17 protein-coding genes are annotated in these 18,672 nt (G+C 45.2%); 2 read left to right on the top strand and 15 right to left on the bottom strand.

The genetic code is table 11. From position 1 onward, the window contains the following. Positions 1-127 precede the first annotated feature (127 nt). On the top strand, positions 128-454 hold the full coding sequence (clpS, locus tag MiSe_RS20475) for an ATP-dependent Clp protease adapter ClpS (protein WP_226584390.1): 327 nt from the start codon (positions 128-130) through the stop codon (positions 452-454). A gap of 4 nt (positions 455-458) precedes the next feature. Continuing rightward, positions 459-770 carry a DUF2103 domain-containing protein gene (locus tag MiSe_RS20470; protein WP_226584387.1) on the top strand — a complete coding sequence of 104 codons (312 nt, stop codon included), beginning with the start codon at positions 459-461 and terminating at the stop codon, positions 768-770. A 232-nt stretch (positions 771-1,002) separates the two neighbouring features. Here MiSe_RS20470 and MiSe_RS20465 read toward each other — a convergent pair whose 3' ends face one another. The 15 genes from MiSe_RS20465 to MiSe_RS20395 form a co-directional block, all read right to left on the bottom strand. Then, complete coding sequence (locus tag MiSe_RS20465; protein WP_226584384.1) at positions 1,003-1,323, bottom strand: hypothetical protein; 321 nt, start codon at positions 1,321-1,323, stop codon at positions 1,003-1,005. A gap of 413 nt (positions 1,324-1,736) precedes the next feature. After that, complete coding sequence (locus MiSe_RS20460) at positions 1,737-2,324, bottom strand: transthyretin-like family protein (RefSeq protein WP_226584382.1); 588 nt, start codon at positions 2,322-2,324, stop codon at positions 1,737-1,739. A gap of 146 nt (positions 2,325-2,470) precedes the next feature. Next, positions 2,471-6,043, bottom strand: a complete 3,573-nt coding sequence (locus MiSe_RS20455) for a DUF6519 domain-containing protein (protein WP_226584380.1) — start codon at positions 6,041-6,043, stop codon at positions 2,471-2,473. Between the two features lie 123 nt (positions 6,044-6,166). Next, positions 6,167-8,260, bottom strand: coding sequence for a hypothetical protein (locus MiSe_RS20450; protein WP_226584377.1), 2,094 nt, complete (start codon positions 8,258-8,260; stop codon positions 6,167-6,169). A gap of 59 nt (positions 8,261-8,319) precedes the next feature. Then, a complete protein-coding gene (locus tag MiSe_RS20445) occupies positions 8,320-11,157 on the bottom strand; it encodes a putative baseplate assembly protein (protein ID WP_226584374.1) in 2,838 nt (945 codons plus the stop codon). Continuing rightward, entirely contained in the window at positions 11,138-11,575 is a 438-nt protein-coding gene (locus MiSe_RS20440) for a hypothetical protein (protein ID WP_226584372.1), read from the bottom strand. The genes MiSe_RS20445 and MiSe_RS20440 overlap by 20 nt, the downstream gene beginning before the upstream one ends. Then, positions 11,572-14,031 carry a putative baseplate assembly protein gene (locus MiSe_RS20435; RefSeq protein ID WP_226584369.1) on the bottom strand — a complete coding sequence of 820 codons (2,460 nt, stop codon included), beginning with the start codon at positions 14,029-14,031 and terminating at the stop codon, positions 11,572-11,574. Before MiSe_RS20435 ends, MiSe_RS20440 begins: the two co-directional genes overlap by 4 nt. A 123-nt stretch (positions 14,032-14,154) precedes the next feature. Further along, positions 14,155-14,511 (bottom strand): GPW/gp25 family protein, encoded by a 357-nt coding sequence (locus MiSe_RS20430; RefSeq protein ID WP_226584366.1) that lies wholly within the window; start codon positions 14,509-14,511, stop codon positions 14,155-14,157. Between the two features lie 70 nt (positions 14,512-14,581). Continuing rightward, a complete protein-coding gene (locus tag MiSe_RS20425) occupies positions 14,582-14,905 on the bottom strand; it encodes a PAAR-like protein (RefSeq protein WP_226584363.1) in 324 nt (107 codons plus the stop codon). Next, a complete protein-coding gene (locus MiSe_RS20420) occupies positions 14,906-15,409 on the bottom strand; it encodes a phage baseplate assembly protein V (RefSeq protein WP_226584360.1) in 504 nt (167 codons plus the stop codon). A gap of 45 nt (positions 15,410-15,454) precedes the next feature. Next, positions 15,455-16,573, bottom strand: coding sequence for a phage late control D family protein (locus MiSe_RS20415; protein ID WP_226584358.1), 1,119 nt, complete (start codon positions 16,571-16,573; stop codon positions 15,455-15,457). Between the two features lie 102 nt (positions 16,574-16,675). Next, positions 16,676-16,978 carry a LysM peptidoglycan-binding domain-containing protein gene (locus MiSe_RS20410; protein ID WP_226584355.1) on the bottom strand — a complete coding sequence of 101 codons (303 nt, stop codon included), beginning with the start codon at positions 16,976-16,978 and terminating at the stop codon, positions 16,676-16,678. Between the two features lie 211 nt (positions 16,979-17,189). Then, complete coding sequence (locus tag MiSe_RS20405) at positions 17,190-17,864, bottom strand: CIS tube protein (RefSeq protein ID WP_226584352.1); 675 nt, start codon at positions 17,862-17,864, stop codon at positions 17,190-17,192. A gap of 31 nt (positions 17,865-17,895) precedes the next feature. Then, positions 17,896-18,222 carry a hypothetical protein gene (locus MiSe_RS20400; RefSeq protein ID WP_226584350.1) on the bottom strand — a complete coding sequence of 109 codons (327 nt, stop codon included), beginning with the start codon at positions 18,220-18,222 and terminating at the stop codon, positions 17,896-17,898. Between the two features lie 83 nt (positions 18,223-18,305). Continuing rightward, positions 18,306-18,671, bottom strand: a complete 366-nt coding sequence (locus tag MiSe_RS20395) for a hypothetical protein (protein WP_226584347.1) — start codon at positions 18,669-18,671, stop codon at positions 18,306-18,308. Position 18,672 lies beyond the last annotated feature (1 nt).

The following is an 18,672-nucleotide window of genomic DNA, read 5'->3' as shown; positions in this document are numbered from 1 at the left end:
CTCCCGTGTCTTCTTAGCCATTAGCCATTAGCCATTAGCCATTAGCCATTAGCCATTACCCAAATGGTCAAATTGTGTTAAAACCCTCTTAGAGCCGTTTTGCTTCTGTAATTTCAGTCTTTACCCTATGTCGATAGTACTTTCAGCAGCCGTGCAAGCGATGGCGACAGCACCGACTGTAACGCCCCAGAAGTCATCTCAAGTTACCCGCAAGCCTTATCCTAATTACAAGGTGATCGTGCTGAACGATGATTTCAACACGTTTCAGCACGTCCACGACTGCTTGGTGAAGTATATTCCGAACATGACGAGCGATCGCGCTTGGGAACTCACCGAGCAGATACACTATGAAGGTCAAGCCATTGTTTGGGTTGGTCCCCAAGAGCAAGCTGAATTCTACCATCAACAGCTTTCTCGTGCCGGTCTGACAATGGCACCCATCGAAGCTACTTAAATCAATGAAAAATTCCGACCGTGGCAGGCTAGTTTGGAATCATTCTACCCACATTCACGGCTTAATCCCAGTTTTAGAACGCCTGCTTGGTTACCCCGGCATTCAAACCATCACCCCAGGCGTTCTCAGCCGCGTCAAAGGTCATTCGCCCCAGTTGCAGTTGCGGGTTTCCGTACCGATTCGGGGGGGTTTTAAAGTGCTAGCCCGGTCAGGAAAAACCGTTCAAGAAGTCTTCATTCTCTCGACCCTATCTCAGATAGAATTAGAGGATGCGATCGCAATAGCCCTCGGTAAGACAAACAAAAATAATTGCTAATTGCTAATTGCTAATTGCTAATTGCTAATGGGTAATTGCTCATTCGTATCTTGATTGATTTTTCCATTACCAATTACCAATTATATGATGTCCGGTAGCAACGGTTGTGTAACTGCTAATAGCTAATCGCTAATGGCTCTTTTGGCAATTGAATTGCGAGCAATTAGCAATTAGCAATTAGCCATCCATACACTACCGATACCTCAGGACATGATATTACCCATTCCCAAAATTATTTTGCATACTGCTTAGAAAGACGGTGCAGCGGTAGGGACAGGATGCAGCAGAACGTCAGCAGGTAAGAAATAACCGCCGTTAACTTTAAACTCATCACTAGAGTTTCCCAGTCTGGCAACTCCAACTTTAAAATGCCTTTAGCGACGCAGTACACCAGCCAGTAAGTAAAGCACATTTGCATGAGCTCGCGCTCGATCTCCTCAAACTCTTCCCCTTGAGTCCGCTGCGGATCGTATAGTAAGATTAGGCCAGCAATAGAACCAACAAAAGAAATCAGCACTAAATAATCGTGCCAGTGCAAATTTGCTATCTGCATGTGCTTGCTTATCCCAAAATTTTCAATTGCAAATCAGTCTAAAGGATTATTGTTTCGGGATATAGCGGTGTTTACAAAAAAATACAATAGACTTTTTGGAAAATTGAGCAGGACGCGGGGACGCGGTGACACGGGGACGCTCTGAGTTTTAATTATGGGTGAAAAGCCTGAGATCATAATGAGAAAATTGAACAGGAGGCGGGGACGTGGGGACAAGGTGACGCGGGGATACCCCATGGTAGGCGCCAAGGGATTCCAACAAGGAAGAAATTTTTTATTATCCACGAATAAATTCGGGATGGCTGCTAGAGGTCGCTCTGGGCGTCTCCCCTTCTGGGCGTCTCCCCATCTCCCCATCTCCCCATCTCCCCATCTCCCCATCTGGGCGTCTCCCCGTCTCCCCGTCTTCTGGGTCAGCTGCTAGGCAGCAGGATCTCAAAATACTCGGCTCGACCAGGGTTATAGCGGATATTATCGCGGGAGGAGTATAGAAGATTACCTTCGGTGTCTGAGAGCATTAAGTATAATTCCGGAAGTCCTTCCCCCGGTTCGGCAAAGTCGCGCTCGTGGTAGGTAATGGCAAAGTCGCCGTATTCGTCGGTTTCGGTGATGCCTAGCAAGTCATCGAAGATACGATCGCGATCGAAAATTCGCACCCGCACGCCTGAAACTGGGTTGCCATTTGCATCTAATACCCGTCCGAATACCAACCATTCATTTTCCTTGACTTTGGGACGGCGTGCTGTACGGACTGCGATTGTTTCGAGGGCGTGGTTCATCGCCGCCGCCATTGCAGCAGCATCATGCAAAGCCACCACCTGGGGATGATTTTCACCCAAATCGGCTTTCAATCGAGCTTCAGCATCAGCTAGACGTGCTGCACGGCGATTTTGGATGTTAGCAAAGCTTTCGAGCATCTGTAGATTTGCGTCAGCTGCCTGACTTAGCAGATTTTCAACCAAAGCGTTAATATTGTTAACTTCAAATTCTGGCTCAGACATAAAGTCACCTCTTACAAATATTTTGATTGCTAACTCAAGTTGCTAGTTATCTCAAAAGAGTTGCTAATGGCTAATGGCTAATGGTTAATCTCAGTAAAATCCTATATTAGCAAGCTGGCAAGCTTGCCAGCTTGCAACTGGGGTTACTACTCTTGTTTGAGTTGCGCTCGCGCGCGCTCGCAAGTTTTTTCCTTCCAGATCAGCGTGGCGATTTCTTGATTGTTTGTCTCAATCTTTTGACCTGGATTGGCGCTCGTTATAATGCAATGGGTGGATTGGTTATCGGTTGTTAGGTTGAGGAATTGGGCGGTTGAAAAGTAAGAAAAAGTAGTTTTGCCCCGTAGTTCGGTAAAGCGATTGCCGGAAGCGCGGATAGTTGGAGCTAGGGTCACTACACCAAACAAGGATACTCCGGAAATGTTTTCTGTCAAAATTTGATTGTCTTGGAACGAGATATCATCCAAAGAAACAATGACAATCGGAGCGTCGAGTTGGGTATCGCGCTTGCCTGTTATTTGAAGCGTTACCTGGTTGCTGTGAAATTGCACTCGTCCATCGGGCAATATCCTGGGAGTATTAGCTGCAACAGACTGACGTTCTAGGTGAATGTTAGTAGCGATAAAATCGCCTGGAATGGGGCTGTAAAGTTCTGGCATTAAACCCAGATTTGAGATGAATACACACCTGCCCAAGGTATCCCAAGGTGGGATGGAATTGGGTTGAGTATATACCCCGTGACTGGACAAAGTATTGCCAGAAACCAGCATCGAGCCTATTCCAGTGACAATTAGGGCGTGTCCTTTTGGACAAACTACCGCATTGTTTTGAATTGAGGCAGCAGGCGTACCAGTGCGGGGGAAAGACACTTTATTTGGGGCTGGAAGGTAAGCTGCGATCGCATTTAAGGCGACAATACCTGCTTGATAAAAAGTGGTAGGAGTGCCAAAGCAAAACCGCAGCAATCCAGCTTCATTTTGGGGAGCAACGATTACAACGCGATTGATTGCTGCACCTGCAATTGTTACCGTTCCTCCACTTGTTTCGCCAGTGCCAGCTTGAGAACGATCCTGATTAAAGGCGACAATCCGTACTGGTGAGGCAGAGCTAATTAGAGTCAGAGAAATGCTTGTGACGGGAGAAGGAAGTTGGATTTCAGTATTAAAGCCGCAGTTAAGTCCCGTAGAATTCACTTGGGTTTGTTCTAGGGGAGTTCCGTTGAAATCTCGCACTAAGAATTGTACTCCCTGCACAACTCTGGGATTGGGGCCAGCACCTGTCGGCAGGATAGTAAAATTGATGCAATCTTCCCCTGTTTCCTCAACCGATCCGTTATCGATAACGGTATTATTGGCAATCTCTAGTCCTTGACTGTCAGTGACGAAAATTCCGCAAGCGGCTAGGGATTTTTCCAACCCATTTTCGGCGATGTAATTGTGGTGAATGCGAACGTGAGAAACTTCGCGCAGGATAATTCCACCGACGGCTTGATTATCGTAGAAAGGATTTGGTTTCTCTGCGGCACATTGGACAATTTGATTGTGGGAAATGGTTAGGTTTTCCACATCTCCGATGCCAACTTTGTCGTTTTTTTGGTGAGCAACGGTACTAATGCCGCTGTTGCTCATGTCGTGAATGTGATTGCCAATAATATCGATGTGAGAAATTCCTGCGGCTTTGGTAGAGATTTTCTCAATGTTGTCGATGCTACCTAAAGCAATTCCTGCTGACGTACCCCTGGCAATTTCGTTATCTTGGATGAGGATATTTGCCGAGCCTTCTTGTATCCAAATGCCAGTTAAATGATTGGCCAAGATTCGCACGCCTTTTGCTTGGATTGAGATGCTGGATGCGGGTGCTTGATTGCTAATCGAACAGTTAATGAGGCTGAATTCTTGGCTAGAATTGACTGCGATCGCGCCTCGATCAGATCTGGCTACAATCTGCAACGATTCTAATGCGACGTTGCGGCAGTTGTCGAGTTGAAAAACTGGTTGTTCGCTAGCGCTTCGGAGATAGGTTTGGCGATCGCAGCCGCTTATAATTAAATTTCTCCCTGCCTCGATGACAATGGTTTCTTTGAGGATATATCTTCCTGGCAGGATACAAAGTTTGCCGCCATTTTGTTGCTGGAGTAGGGATGCGATCGCTTCCTGAATATCGCTAAAATCTCCCACGCTTCTAATGCCATCGCCAACCGTCACGGTACAGCAACCCGCACCAGTTGGCAACTCTGTCAGTGGCGGAAAATGCTTGCGACAATCCTGAATATTTTTTAATGTATTGTCATCAAATTCAGCAACAGCAAGACGGCAATAGTGGTGTTGAATTCCTAAGGTCGGTTGCGGTAAATCAGATTCCCATTCAATATTTCCCGTTGCTGTCCGTGCTGGAATTAGCCAGTAGTCGCCCCTGTTGTAATAACCATCAGAAAACTTAACTTCGATGCCACCTTCGAGAGCAATCCAACCATCATTGCTAGCTGGAAGTTCTACTTTAATTGCATCTTGGCTATCCCAACGTCTCAGCTTTGGATGCCATTTTGGTTCGACTGCTGTGGGGGCTGTTTTTAGGGTAATCCTGCGCGTTGCTGCTTCTACTTTGTCAATTTGAACTAATTGCCCCAACTGCCGGTTTAACTCGGTGCGATCGTCTACAATTTCCACCCATTGGTTGTTAGCAAATCCTAAAACTTCATCGCGCCCCACATCGCCTACAATCAGAATATTGCCATCAAATTTTTCAATATTAGTGACAACTGAACCATTATCTCGCGACCATTTAAAGGTAGCTTCGCCTAATTTTCCACTTTGATGAACTTCGAAGCGATACAGTTGATTTTCCAATCGCAGGTAACCAGCAGTTGGTGGAATTAAACAGGGTTCTTTTGGACTCTCGATAGGTTTGGTTCGCGCATTTAATTTCCCCGTACTTGCTGGGGGAAAATCGATTGGTGTATTGCAAGTTATTGTTTCATCTGTTTGTTTAAAGGGTAAGATTCTAACTTGCCAAACTGTTTTCGTGCGGGTAGCAGTATCAGCACCGCCCAATGCCACTTCCCGGATCTGGTCATCATCGAGTGCTGTAATATGACGCTGCCAAACATCGAGATAAATTAGATAATTTCCATTGTCTAGATTCAGTTGTGGTGGATTATCACCTGCTGGTATAATGTATTCGGGATTGGGATAATCTGGCTGAGTTGCATAAGTGATGATGCGGCGCAAAATGGGATTATTTGCCCTTTTGAACGAGGTTAAATCCCTGGGGTTTAGGGTTAAAGTCCGTTGATTTAAATTCACATCCAAAATACGGAACTTTGTCCAATCGATACCATCAGCGGCAAGTTCAACCCATTGATATTTGTCAAATGGTAGATTATCGACGATCCAGTTTGGGACTTGCACTTGGTTATTTGTTCCCGCTGGAAAGGTAATCGGAATTGGGGTGGATTCTTCGAGTTGGCACAAAATCCCATCTACATAAATCCGTCCAGGAGAAATCGTCAAATCGCTACCAGCATCTTCGATTTTAAATCCCCCGCCTTGCTTCGGCACGCCGCATTTACCGATTACATCTTTCGTTTCGGTTTCAATGCGGTATTGATTAATCGCTTGTTGTTCATTCCAATCTGCATCGACTTGCACGCGCCCTTGTTGCATGAGGACGCTGCTGTAGTGTTTTTTGGGGTCAAATGTTTGTCTGCTAAAATCGCCTTTCATTATAAACTCCTTTGGTAATTGGTAATTGCTAATGGCTAATTGCTAATGGCTAATTGCTAATTGCTAATTGGTGATTGGTGATTGGTGATTGGTAGTTTTTTTCCATTACCGATTATCGATTAGCTACGTTGCATAGAAAATTCCCGCTTCTAAACCGAAGCGCAAGTATTCATCTAAACGCACCCGCAAGTTAGTTTCTCTTTGGGGTTGATATAAGTCATGAAATGCCCCGATTTCTGATTCGTCATCTGCACCTTGACGAATTTCTAAAGCACAGCGCTGACTCAACTGACAATAACCCGGATCGCCGTAACGAATTGAGGTAAATTGCGGAAGGACGCGCGCTGCATCTTGTGCGGTTTTTGGTTGACAATAATAGCGGCGCGGTACTAAAGAGTTGAAGTCTAAATAGCAAAAGCGCACGCATCCTATCTGTCGTCTTTCTGCCCAAACGGGTGCTTTCCAAGTATCTGTTTTTGTCAGGGTTGAGAAAAAGATGGTGTTGGATGCCAATTCCATTACTACTGTATGTACTTTGCCGATCGCGGTACTATTTTTGATAGTTAGATTTCCGCCTGCGGACTTACTATCAAGGGCAGAATAGGCGACATTATCTTCTGCTGTAGCGTCTACGATGCTGTTGCTAATTTGCACTGTGGCGCTATCTACTACTTGCAGACTTCCAAGGATGGAAAGAGCGATTTCTACAATCGTGCGATCGCATTCCACAATTAAACTAGATGATGTCGGATTTTGCGGTTCGCCGTCGATCGATAAACTCAATCCCGGTACTAACGTGCAATGGATTAATCGCAACTGCTTTAATTTATTAGACCTCTCCAAAAACTCTTGTGGGATAGGCGTCCCGCCTGTCTTTGAGATTCTTTGTTGGAGAAGTCTATTGTTAGTTGCGGGAAGTTGCAGACTTGCGCCGCTAATTAATAAACCATTAATCGTGACTTCTGCATTTTCTCCTCCTGTAATTTGCAAGTTGCTATTTAAAACTATGGTGGGGCGAAATCCATCAGCGGCGCGCAGTTCGATGCGCTTACCTGGATTAACGTTGATAGTTAGATTTTCGGTGTAGCGATCGCTATTTTCAATCTCAACTACACCGCCATCAACAACGGCGTTTAATGCCTGCTGAATCGTTGGATATTGCTGAGGAACTTTGACAACGGGTTCTAATTTAAAATCGAGGGAATCTGCGCGATCGTATTCACCCCCGCCCATATTAGCACTAAAACCATAGTGATAGATAACGCGCACATCGGTTGGAGTTTGAGTATCTGGAAAAGCAATTCGCCCCAAAACCGGATCGATAGCAATTTTATTTTCTGGTTTGTGCGCCCACTCGCCACCCGTTTTATCTGATAAGTTGCAAACGACGATTTGATTAATATCAATTTTCGCGTTATCTACTTTAATAAAGAGGCTTTTTTCTTCGCCATAGTAGACTTCGAGGTATCGATCCAACACGCGGCGACTAATGGGCATGGGGACATTAATCGGTGACGCCAGATGGGTAATTTCATCCTCAGTTTCAGGTTTATTAAATAGCTGCGTGTTGTTACCCAAGGAATTGAATAAGTAGCGGCGATCATCTAGTTTGAAAGCGGGAGAATTTGCGAGGGAATAAGAATTTAAACGCCACAGAAAAATGCCGATGTTGGGGATATTATAGCGTCCCCTACCGCTGGCAATGCGGCGCACATCAAGAGTATGCGGGATAGTTTCAAAAGCGGTATGCAGACGTTCTAAAGATTCCCAGTTTCGCAAATCTAACCAAGAGCGATTTTGTGGGCGTAAGTGATTCATATACTGGGTAGTTGCTAGTAGTTGAAAGAATTCGACCACCCGCGCATCCCACCCCGTTACATCTCGCGCTAATTGTTCCAACATTGAGGCAGTGCCTTTGCGCCGTCGGTAGGCGATGGTGTTAGCAACTTCGGCGCGAGTACTGAGGATTTTGGGCGTGAGATTCCCTAAATTTCGGATAGTTCGACTGGCGACTAAATCGCCGATATAAGGGATGACCCATTCGGCACAAGTTTCGATAAATTGGTCGTCGTAAAGTTGGGATAAATCTTCTTCTAGGATTGCTACTTCTTGCGCGATGGCAGATAGCAAAGCGTACAGCGGTTTACCCTGTTCGTCATCGCGAATGCGGTAAATAGCTGGCAGCAGGTTGTACAATCTTTCGGCATCAAAGTTCATATTAATTGCTAATTGCTAATTGCTAATTGCTAATTGCTGATTTCAGATTCAAATTAAATCTAAAATCTAAAATTTTCGATTGCCCCTAGATCGAGTAAATCTGGTTCTAGGGTTAGTAATTCGGCAGGAGTAATAGTGCCGTCTGCGCCTGGTTGAGGGGAAGCGGCAATTAAGCGGTCATTTAATATTGCTGCCTCGCCGACGCGGTAAAGTTTATCTAGGTCTACTGCGACAACTCCGGGGATAGATTGGATTTGTGCGATCGCTTCACTTTTCGTAACAGGTTGACCCAAGTTTCGCGCATCGAAGGAAAAGTAAGATAACAGCGATGAACGGACATTTGCTAATACTTTTTCCGTTACGTAATCTGGATCTACTTTCACTTTTGCAGCAATTCTAAACGGCGCTGGTAAATAAGATTGCACCCGCAACGAAATATAGGGATCGCCTGCTTTTTGCATCGCCGCTAAAAGCTTTTCATAAGTGGGACTTTTTTCTGGTACGGGTGTTGCATTGTAACCCGCTACCGTGAGGAAAACACCCCGCACTTGTCCAGTCCAAGTCCAAGTTGCCAAAGCTTTAGCAATTCCGGAAAAAGCACGGGCAAAATCTTCGTAATCTTGCAACGAAACAATGCGATCTAAAGTTAGTACGGTAAGGGGTGCATTGCGCCGCGCTTCGGAAAGCGACTCCGGATTTTGTGCGCCAATAGCATCTAAGGGGTTATTTACTCCTTTAACGCCTAACGGACGAGTCATTAATAAACTGAGTTTTCCTGCTTTTACCATTCCCGCCAAACCGATACCTTGGCGATAGGTTGCTGTGATATTTTCTTGTCCTGTCGGCAGGCGAGATCCGGTTTTGCCGTCGCCAAATTGAATAGTGGTTTTGCTATCATCATCGGTGCGAGTGATGTAGACTCGTTCATCTGAATTTCGTCCGTATAAAGTTGGCACTTCATGCCACAAAATATCGTTGACGCGCACCTGTAAAGTTGATTCTGCACCGCTAGGAGTATCAGCAGTTACATAAGTAAGCGGTGATTGACGTAAGGTAAAATGCTGATAAGTTTGACTGGCATTCCCGCTACCCAAAACTTCGGTTTTAGTTTCGCCATGAGTGGCACGGGCAACATTTCCATAAATCGTCACTGTATCGCGCACGTAGTCGTTATTGAGCTTAGTTTCTAAGGTGATTTGCGTATATCCTTCACTCTCGATAACGTGTTCTACCTTGCTAATTTTTACTGGTTCGCACGCCTGATTGCCCCGCGATTTATCCAATTCGCCGCAGATTATCAGCATCTGTCCTGCAAATAAAGTTTCTATCCAACCATTGAGTTGAATTTGCGTACCTGAAACGGGTTGTTCAATAGGTAACCGGGCGAGTTTTAGTTCCTCACTTTGGGCAAAAACCGTTGTTTGGCGAATCTGAAAATTAGCGAAATCATCATTATTTTTCAAAGTCAGGCGGGTAACTTTGGCAGTTAATGTGAAATCGGATTTAGAAATTTCCGTTGTTGCGTCAACCTGATGTAGCTTCCAGTTGCTACCCTGTTTCAAAACCACATAGCTGTCTTTAACAATGCTGGAATAAACATTATCGAGATATAGGTTTGTACTGGTTGAAGATTCACCGGGGTAATTCTTAAGGGTATTTTCTGCCCAATAATTTTCGCGATTATAGTAAACTCCATTGTGCCATATTTCCTTGTTGTCCATCGGGTTATCTTCAGTTGGCGTCCTGGGGACTCGAACGAATTCGCCCACGCGCTGAGTGTAGGGTAAAGCATCCCATTTCGGCGCATTGTGACCAAAAATTGCTGCCCGCAGTCGGAAAGTAAAAACGCTCCTCGGAGGTGGTTGAGTCGCTTTTAAATTGTTGAAGATGTCTCTAGCTTGAAAACGATATCTTTGTCCGAAGGCGTAAAAATCCGCGCCGCTAATTGTTTTGTCGAAAAACGATGCAGTTAAAACGCTATAATTGAGGAATAATTTTTGATAAAAAATGCTGAGCTGAGGTAAGCTAGTTTCTATTAGCGGTTGTAGTTGTACTTGCGTGGTATTTTGTTGCGGTTGAGGCGTTACTGATGCAATTTGGCGAAAGACAGGTTTGCCGCCACCATCCGGAACAATTAGCAAATTATCTCCGGGTTTAAGTCCCGTAGTTATTCCTTCTAAAAGTAGGGAATTGGCATTGCCTTTAATAGCTTGTCGTTCGGTTAAACGCGGTTTAATAGCATTCCATTCTGGTCTAGCTTCGATTTTTTCAATTGTTTCAAATGTCTGGGGTTGTTCGCCAGCGCCTGGTAGACTTTGGACTTTAGTACCGATATCAATTGTTACCTGAAGTGGCGAAGTTGGGGCATCTTCTAAAGTGAAAGCAAGGTAAGTATTGGCAGCTACACCAGGTCGTAATTCGTATCCAATTAAGCGCGCGAGGTGTAAAATTGATACCCGTTCTTTGGCTGTACGGAGATAGGATTCATTGGCGATCCGTTCTTGATAGAAAGTCAGGACATCGGCGACAGTTGACCACGCATCTAGGAATGCAATCGCAAAGTCATCATCCTCCCTAGTTCGCAATCCTTGTAATTGCGGCAACTTGGAATCAGACAGACGCGCCAACAAGCTTTCTTTAAATTTGGCATGAGTACCGACGCGATACAGCGGATTGCAAGCGAGTGAGGTACAGCCTTGTGGCGCCTTTTGTGTAGCGGCAGCATTAATGCTGCCGCTACACAAACCAAGGTGTACCATCACCGAGTGCAAACCGCGATAAGCAATTTCATCTAAACCAGGCAGGTTATAAACGCCTACAGGTGTCTCTTGCCTAATCGCTTCACAACAACCGCAATCATCTAAATTTCGCAGACTTTTATCGGGTGATAAATTCATTTTCCGCCTCCAAAACTTTTATCGTTCCCAAACTCCGCTTGTCAATGCCAAAGGAAAACTCTGGCGAAGTTTTCATCCCGCCCGGAAATCTGGCGAAGTTGTCAACCCGCCCGGAAATCAATTTCCGGGCTAATAGCCTAAGTCGGTTAAAACCGACTGCTGCATCTACCTTTTCAGTTTGTTTTAACGGACTTCTGCTATCAGCTTTGGAATTTATTCCCTGGGGGGATGGTGCGCAGCGAATCAGCCAAAGGAAAACTCTGGCGAAGTTTTCATCCCGCCCGGAAATCAATTTCCGGGCTAATAGCCTAAGTCGGTTAAAACCGACTGCTGTCTCTACTTCTTCAGTCCGTTTTAACGGACTTCTGCTATCAGCTTTGGAATTTATTCCCTGGGGGGATGGTGCGCAGCGAATCATTTTCCCCCCTCCATTATTAAACGCAAAATACCGCGTTCTGGAAAGTCCGGATCGTTATCCAAACGGGCAATTTCCAAACGCCCTAAAGATAGAAATCCTTTGTCTAATGCTTCTAAACTTGGTGTTCCCTGACGTTGAAATGCGGTAATTTTCACCGAAGCGACTCCCGAAACTGCCATAGCGGCGGCATACAATGGGCTGAGATAAACGGGTTGTCCAAAGGTAAAATTATCGGGATGAAATACGCCTTTGCGTCCGTCTGGTAAGATGCGGTTACTAAAAATTTGCAGCAAAGCAGCTTTAACATCGCTGCGGAAATAACCGGGTTTTACACACACCTGCATCTCAATTTCTAAAGAAACAAAACGCGGCGCATCTATTTCCAAATCATAACCAGCCATGCGATATTTTTCTAAATGCTGGCGTATTTTATTTGCAAACTTTTCGTCAACAGATGCACCGCCCAATCTATCCACCGTGACAAAAACTGTGTGCCAACTTCCCGTCCAGCGAAACGTTGCTGCTGCTTTTTGCACTTCGGGATGACGTTGAGTAACTTCTGCATAATCTTCTGGCGTAACTGCCCTTTCTTGAGTCCGAAAAGCAGCGGGTGCTTTTGAACGCACATCTTCTATACTTTCGGGTTCAATTCCACCTCTTGCAGGTAAAGGGTTGCTGACTTCTTTAATTCTTGATTCATCGGTAACGATGTGCGTTATCGACTCTGCACCGACATTTCCGGCGACGCCATTGCCAACGCGATAAGTGGCTGTAAATTCGGTTTCTGTAGATGGACGCAACCCGTTTTTGTCATCTCCGAAACGCAGGTAAGTTTTACCATCAGTTTCTACTTCGACGACAAATTCTCTGCTGTCGGGTTTGCTGTTGAGTAAATCCCGTTTTGGCTTCCAAGAATCAGTTTTGTTGTGTAATTTACTGGTGAGATTGACGGCAGGTATCGCATCTTTCACTAACCAGTGCATAGTAGAGTAAGCCGATGCATTGGAATTGTAAGGTATGGCATGAGTTAGCGGTGCTTCTTTCAAACGAGGATAGAAGCGAGGCGGAATTGGATTGGATGGTATTTCCTGACAGCGACTTTCTTTACTCGGAACTGGTACTCTAAAAATTGTCGGCTTCGGAACAATGCCAACCAATTCATCGTTAATTGTTTGACCGTAATCTGCCAAAACAATATTCCCAAAGGCAACGCTGACATTTTTATCATCTGTTTTGCCAGAAATACACAATGGAAACGGTAATGCATCTTCCCTATCCCAAGCAATTTCAGTAACGGAAACGGGGTCATCATTCCCATTTTCCGGGTCAGGAAATCGCCCACCCAGGGGATCTTCTGTAGGCGTAACTTCTGTTAAACGCACGGCGTGGCGATGAGTCGGGTCAGCATCTTCTGTTTCTCCCGTTAATGGACTAATAACTTCTGCAAAAATCAGCACATCACCGGGTTGCAAATTAGGGTAATTTCCCCGTAACGTAGCGCGGGTAGCCCCTTTAGGTAAACAGCATTCTTTTGCACCCCAAGTGTAAAATTCAAGCTGATTATGAGGCTTGAATAAACTAGCCTCGTGCATGGTTTCAAACACTTCAGGTTGTGCGTTTAGGGCTTGATTGTAAGCTGATGAGGAAGAACTGGGAATGCGTTTTTCAATTCCAGGAACAGTTGTTAATAGTTGAGTGCCTTTTTTAAGCACCACCTCCTCGTTATCGGCGACATCATCCTTGACTCGCACTTGCACCCAAACTCTTGCATTGCAGCCATTGTGCATGAAATAATCGACTAATCTTGCGTGGCGACGTACCGAGATGCGACGGCGCGCTGTGCCAAGATAGGATTCGGTTGCGATCGCATCCTGTTGATAGCTTAAATAATCGCCGACATACGCCAAAATTTCCACCAAAGCAATGCCCAAATCTGCCGCATTTCGTTCTCTCCACTGCGGCATTAAAACTGCCATGCGATCGAGCATTAATTGACGAAAACTATCATAATCCTTCGCTAAATAATCAATTTCTGGTTCTTTTGCAGGTGACGGCGGACAAATCCGTTCTGGACGACAATCAAAATCGCTCGGACAATTAACTTTAAACGAAAAATCAACAGCCCTCAACAATGGATCGAACTTGTCGATCCGTTTCGGTTCTTTTTCATCTTTTACTAACCTCAGCGTATAAGTAGAAAAATCCCCAGGTTCCTTCACCCGCACCGTGAGAATTTTCGTACCAATCGTTATGTTATCGATGGATATGTTGGGGATGCGTTCTCCACCCTCGATGCGGATATTTTCTTGAATCAGCGCCTTACTATCTAAATCTTTAATAAAGTGAACGTACAAACTTTTTTGATCGGGATCTACTTCCAAAAAATCAATCCCGTTCAGGCTACCGTGCGCCTTCACCGCAGCCCGCCGATATTCATCGCAACAAAAGTACAGCATATTGGTAATTGGTAATTGGTAATTGCTAATTGCTAATTGCTAATTGCTAATTGCTAATTGCTAATTGGAATTTTTTCTTCTCCTTTTGGTAATCTGAAATCTAAAATCTAAAATCTGAAATTCCTAAACTCCTCGCGTAAACTGGGCGACTTGTCGTTGTTGCGACTTGCGGACAGTATATTGCACCAACACGCGCAAAGTTGAATATTCACTCTGCACGTCCACCGCCTCAACTTGAATTAAATCCCCCAACCATTGTTGTAACGATCCTTGCACTGTCAGTTGAGTTGCTGCCGCTAAGGCATCGCTATTTGGAGCAAAAATTAACTGCAAAATACCGCTACCAAAAGTCGGTCTATTCACTCTCTCACCGGGAGAAGTAAATAACACTTGTTCGATCAAATCGCGGATATGTTCGTCTTCACTGGTTTGGGCAGTGCGCCCGCGAGTATCAAAGTGGAATGGGTAATCTATATTCATGGCTAATTGCTAATTGCTAATTGTTAATTGGTAATTGCAGATTTAATTTCAATCTAAAATCTAAAATTACCTACATTCCCCTGACGCGAACTTGCGTGACAACAATGTTTAAAGGCGTACCAGTGGGGGCGCAAATTGCTTGAGAATCTTGCAATAAAACTGGCACTCCACTAGCACGAATTCGCGTTGCAGCGGTAATCCACTGGGCGGTGATGCAAGGGCCATTCGCAGCTGGTGGCGGTGGTAAACTACACCCAGCTACGGTATAAATTCCAGCTTGCGTCACAATCGGTTGTCCGCTAACTTTTACTCTGGGATTAGGTACAACGGGTTGCGCTTGTCCGGCGTGAGAACACAGCACCGTCGCCCCTTGATGTAATAAAAATCCCGGCATTTATATCACCTCCAATGCCCCATTGTTGATCGATACTTGTGGACCAGTTAACTTGATGCTGCCACCCAAACCATTATCAATTTCAATCCCCGTAGCATTCATCACAATCTTTTGCCCTGTTGCAGTTTCCAGGGTGATGCCTCCAATTCCCGGCGTATCGTCCACCACAATCGTATGACCTCCTTCAGTTTTGAGCATTAATTTTTTGTAGGGAGGTGCGAGCAAAATCGGAGGTATTTCAGCAGCGGACCCCCACCAACAACCCGACCAAATCGGGTAATCTGGGTCGCCATGTTCAAATTCAATCCACACACCCGCCCCTACTTTTGGTAAGGCGAAAAAACCCATGCCGCTGCCACCAAAAGGGGCGCAAGGCATTGCCCAACCACTTTCTAAGTCGCCCATTACGTCAGGTACTCTTGCCCGTATTCTTCCTATAAATAATGGGTCTTGAATGTCGGTAACAATGCCGCGATATTTGCCGAAAAATTGATGGTTGGTCATGGGTAATTGGGAATTGCTAATTGCTAATTGCTAATTGCTAATGGTTCATGGTCTTACTACTGGTAGCAACGACCTTGTTCCTTCTCTGCTGATTGTGAATTTTTGGGTGTATTCGCCGCGCGAAATGGTGTGGGTGACGCTACGGACGTAGTAGTTGCCGTTGTAGGAAAGACCTACACCGCGCACTCCGACTAATTTTCGCGCCCTTAAAATGTGACCGTAACGTATGGTATCGAGTTCGCCTTCTCCTGTTACTGAGTCGGGCGATCGCGTTACAGTAGCAACAGCTTCCGTTGCTGCTTGTGCTGGGTTTTGATTCGCCGTATTCCTTAACAGCACAGTCCGTTTCGCTGGCGTTGGTGATAATACTAAAGGCGGTAAACGTAGCGATGGTAGGGAGGGAATCGGAATGCTAATTTTAGTAATCGGTTCGACAAAAGAACCTGACGTTCCCACTGGTGCGATCGCATCTTGGGAAAAATGCAAAGATTTGACATTATTAGACGCCCCCATATTCATTGTTAAAGCAGGTTGAGGAATTCCACCGCGAATTTCTGGCCCCCAATAAGCGAGGTTCGCTTGAAAAGTTATTGGTTCAATGTAGAAGACAAAACCATTCCGCCTCGCCAATCTTTTAATAAACTGCAAATCTGTTTCTTGCTGGCGAGGAACCCGCTGCAATTCGATTGGTACATCGGTGGTTGGTGTTGCTTTTGGCACTAATCCATACTGGGCATAATCGGCTATTATCCGAGTCACAATCAGAAAATCTGGTTGATTTTTATACTCAGCATTTTTCTCTTTCAAATCGAGCATTTGGCTAACATCTTTGCCGGTAACGGTGAGGGTAGTCATCCCCGGTTCGTTACTCGGTGCTATTTGGTGATGGGTAATAACGCCATCAATTAATACTTCTGGTGTTGTACCCAACAGCACGCCAATAATTACGCGGGTAAAGGTTTCTACCACGCCGCTTTGTAGCAAGCCATAATTGACGACGTTATCCTTACTCAGCGTAAACATAATTTGGAAGCCATCGCCTTGTTCTGCATCGTTGGTAACTTCAACTCTGGTTAAGGCGCTAGTTACATCATAAGATGCTGGCAAGGGAATAGTTTTGCCAATTAATAAAATTAAACGAATTCCGAGTTGGTTGGTTAGCATAGCGATTTTGGATTGGCTAATGGCTAATGGCTAATGGCTAATTGGAATTGAATAGGGATTTGATTTCCCAATTCACAAGCGCCAATCTCCCGTTACCATTCTCTACAAATGGGGAAAAGAAATTTTGATGACGCGCCCAATTTCGTCGGTGAGTTCGTTGGGATTTATAGCATTATTGCTGTCGCAGACTTGCCAAAATTGGGTGGGATCGCCTAAGTAGCGGGCGGTGATGTTGTCTAAGCGATCGCTTTGTTTTACCGTATGTTCTACCAGGGTTGTCATCCCCTCAGATGAAGGGATAAATCTGCGTCGCAGGTAGCGGATTTCGCGAGGCATTCCGTTGCTATCGGTTACCGTCATAGTGGCGGTGGGAATGTTGTGATAGCGGCTATTTGGAGCAAACATAGTGCGATCCTCTCACTGGTGGAAAAAGACCTGGCAGTTAGAAATCTCGGCTATACAAACCAAGCCCGCCCGGAGTTTAAACTCCGGGCTAATAGCTCAAGTCGGTTAAAACCGACTGAAAGGCTTGGTAAAAGTTTTTTAGTCCACTTAAGTGGACTTTAGCTATTAGCCAGGGAATTAATTCCCTGGCGGGTGGGCGGCTCAACATTTTTTAACCTCCAATACTAAGATTGGCACTAACTGAGAAAGATGCTGATGCAGATGGCAAGTTACCGACGCCGTTGATTGTTGCCATGACTTCTTTAGCAACTTGATGCACCATAAACAACGAACCACCAACGCTCAGCAATCCTAAATCTTGGTAATTGAGGACGTTCAAATCTAAACTAACTTTGGCACGAATTGGATTTAAGTTAGGGTCAAAAGCTTCTTCAGTAATAGTAAATTGAGTTAAGCGCACGGGTAAAACTCGCCTAGATCCCCAGATAAATAGGGTCAGCGGCGCTTCGGGTTGGATGACTTCGATGATGCCAAATCTTGCTAGGACTTCGTTAGCGATCGCTACCGCAGATTTGGGATACAGCAACATTTCCAACGCCGCCAATGTCGGGTAAATTCCCATCGAAGTAGCCGGAAATTTTTCTTGTTCTAACTGATCCGCCGCGTCGATTTCCACATCAAGTCTAATCGATTCTCTGGGTGGCCCTTTAAATCGCAATGCTTCACCTTGGCTGGCATTATCGCTGCCCGTTGTTTGGGCATTAATCGTGCGGGTGAGCGTGTCGGGATTGTATTGAAAAATGATGACGCTTGCCACCGGATTGAAGAGGTCAACTCCGATAATTGCGCCTTTAAGTAAACGGGGGGAATTGGGGAAAGAAGTCATGATAATTTTGGGGTTTGTTTCTCAATCTAAGTTAGTGGCGCTCGCTCGTTTCGACTTCAAATTCATTGTCCAGTTCGGTCATTACTTGGTCGAGAGTTTTGTTTTGACTCCGATCTTTTTTGGGCTTCGGAGGATAGGAAGCGATTTTGGTATCGAGTTCCTCCATCGTGAGGATAGGCAACTCAAACGCCTGTTTAAAAGCTTCGATATCTTGCAGTAATTCTTGAGCCGTCGCGCCTGTAGGCATGGCAGGATCTTTCTGATAACTGATGAGCGTCCCGTCGCGTTCGTAATAGACTACGCGGATACAGTAACCATCTTTATCGTGAAATATGCGGTAAGTCCATAACATTGTCATTCCCCCTATCTGCCACGAAAGAACACCGTATTATTCGGTTTTTCACCAATCCGCTGGATAGCAACTACACGCACTGATGGTCTTCATGCAACTTTTTCAGTATCTTTTGAGGATTTAACCAGAAGTGGGTCGATGTCTTGGTTTTTGTCTCGTTGCAGAAACTCATCCAGCAGTTGGAAGAAGTAATCAAAAGCAGCTTTCTCGTCGATGCAGGTCAGCAAAATAATTTTGTCCCAGGCGTTGACGGTACGAATAGATAAATGGTTTTGCAGCCACGGTTGGAAGTTTTTGTAGAAGTCACTTTCGGCTTCAGTATTGGTGATGCTCAATTCTGAGCGCGCAAAACGATAGCCAAGAACGAACATCCGCAGACTGGTGATGGAGGTAGTTCCCAGATATAACCCAGGTTTGGTTTTGATTTTTTCGAGTAGGTCAAATAATGTACTCATT

The organism is Microseira wollei NIES-4236 (assembly GCF_020521235.1).
Lineage (GTDB): Bacteria > Cyanobacteriota > Cyanobacteriia > Cyanobacteriales > Aerosakkonemataceae > Microseira > Microseira wollei.
Note: the sequence above shows the minus strand (reverse complement) of the source record. Positions and strands in the feature narration are given on the sequence as shown.

Excerpts from the sequence above, each read along its gene's own strand:
- clpS (WP_226584390.1), top strand. The coding sequence starts at position 128 with ATGTCGATAGTACTTTCAGCAGCCGTGCAAGCGATGGCGACAGCACCG.
- MiSe_RS20470 (WP_226584387.1), top strand. The coding sequence starts at position 459 with ATGAAAAATTCCGACCGTGGCAGGCTAGTTTGGAATCATTCTACCCAC.
- MiSe_RS20465 (WP_226584384.1), bottom strand. The coding sequence starts at position 1,323 with ATGCAGATAGCAAATTTGCACTGGCACGATTATTTAGTGCTGATTTCT.
- MiSe_RS20460 (WP_226584382.1), bottom strand. The coding sequence starts at position 2,324 with ATGTCTGAGCCAGAATTTGAAGTTAACAATATTAACGCTTTGGTTGAA.
- MiSe_RS20455 (WP_226584380.1), bottom strand. The coding sequence starts at position 6,043 with ATGAAAGGCGATTTTAGCAGACAAACATTTGACCCCAAAAAACACTAC.
- MiSe_RS20450 (WP_226584377.1), bottom strand. The coding sequence starts at position 8,260 with ATGAACTTTGATGCCGAAAGATTGTACAACCTGCTGCCAGCTATTTAC.
- MiSe_RS20445 (WP_226584374.1), bottom strand. The coding sequence starts at position 11,157 with ATGAATTTATCACCCGATAAAAGTCTGCGAAATTTAGATGATTGCGGT.
- MiSe_RS20440 (WP_226584372.1), bottom strand. The coding sequence starts at position 11,575 with ATGATTCGCTGCGCACCATCCCCCCAGGGAATAAATTCCAAAGCTGAT.
- MiSe_RS20435 (WP_226584369.1), bottom strand. The coding sequence starts at position 14,031 with ATGCTGTACTTTTGTTGCGATGAATATCGGCGGGCTGCGGTGAAGGCG.
- MiSe_RS20430 (WP_226584366.1), bottom strand. The coding sequence starts at position 14,511 with ATGAATATAGATTACCCATTCCACTTTGATACTCGCGGGCGCACTGCC.
- MiSe_RS20425 (WP_226584363.1), bottom strand. The coding sequence starts at position 14,905 with ATGCCGGGATTTTTATTACATCAAGGGGCGACGGTGCTGTGTTCTCAC.
- MiSe_RS20420 (WP_226584360.1), bottom strand. The coding sequence starts at position 15,409 with ATGACCAACCATCAATTTTTCGGCAAATATCGCGGCATTGTTACCGAC.
- MiSe_RS20415 (WP_226584358.1), bottom strand. The coding sequence starts at position 16,573 with ATGCTAACCAACCAACTCGGAATTCGTTTAATTTTATTAATTGGCAAA.
- MiSe_RS20410 (WP_226584355.1), bottom strand. The coding sequence starts at position 16,978 with ATGTTTGCTCCAAATAGCCGCTATCACAACATTCCCACCGCCACTATG.
- MiSe_RS20405 (WP_226584352.1), bottom strand. The coding sequence starts at position 17,864 with ATGACTTCTTTCCCCAATTCCCCCCGTTTACTTAAAGGCGCAATTATC.
- MiSe_RS20400 (WP_226584350.1), bottom strand. The coding sequence starts at position 18,222 with ATGACAATGTTATGGACTTACCGCATATTTCACGATAAAGATGGTTAC.
- MiSe_RS20395 (WP_226584347.1), bottom strand. The coding sequence starts at position 18,671 with ATGAGTACATTATTTGACCTACTCGAAAAAATCAAAACCAAACCTGGG.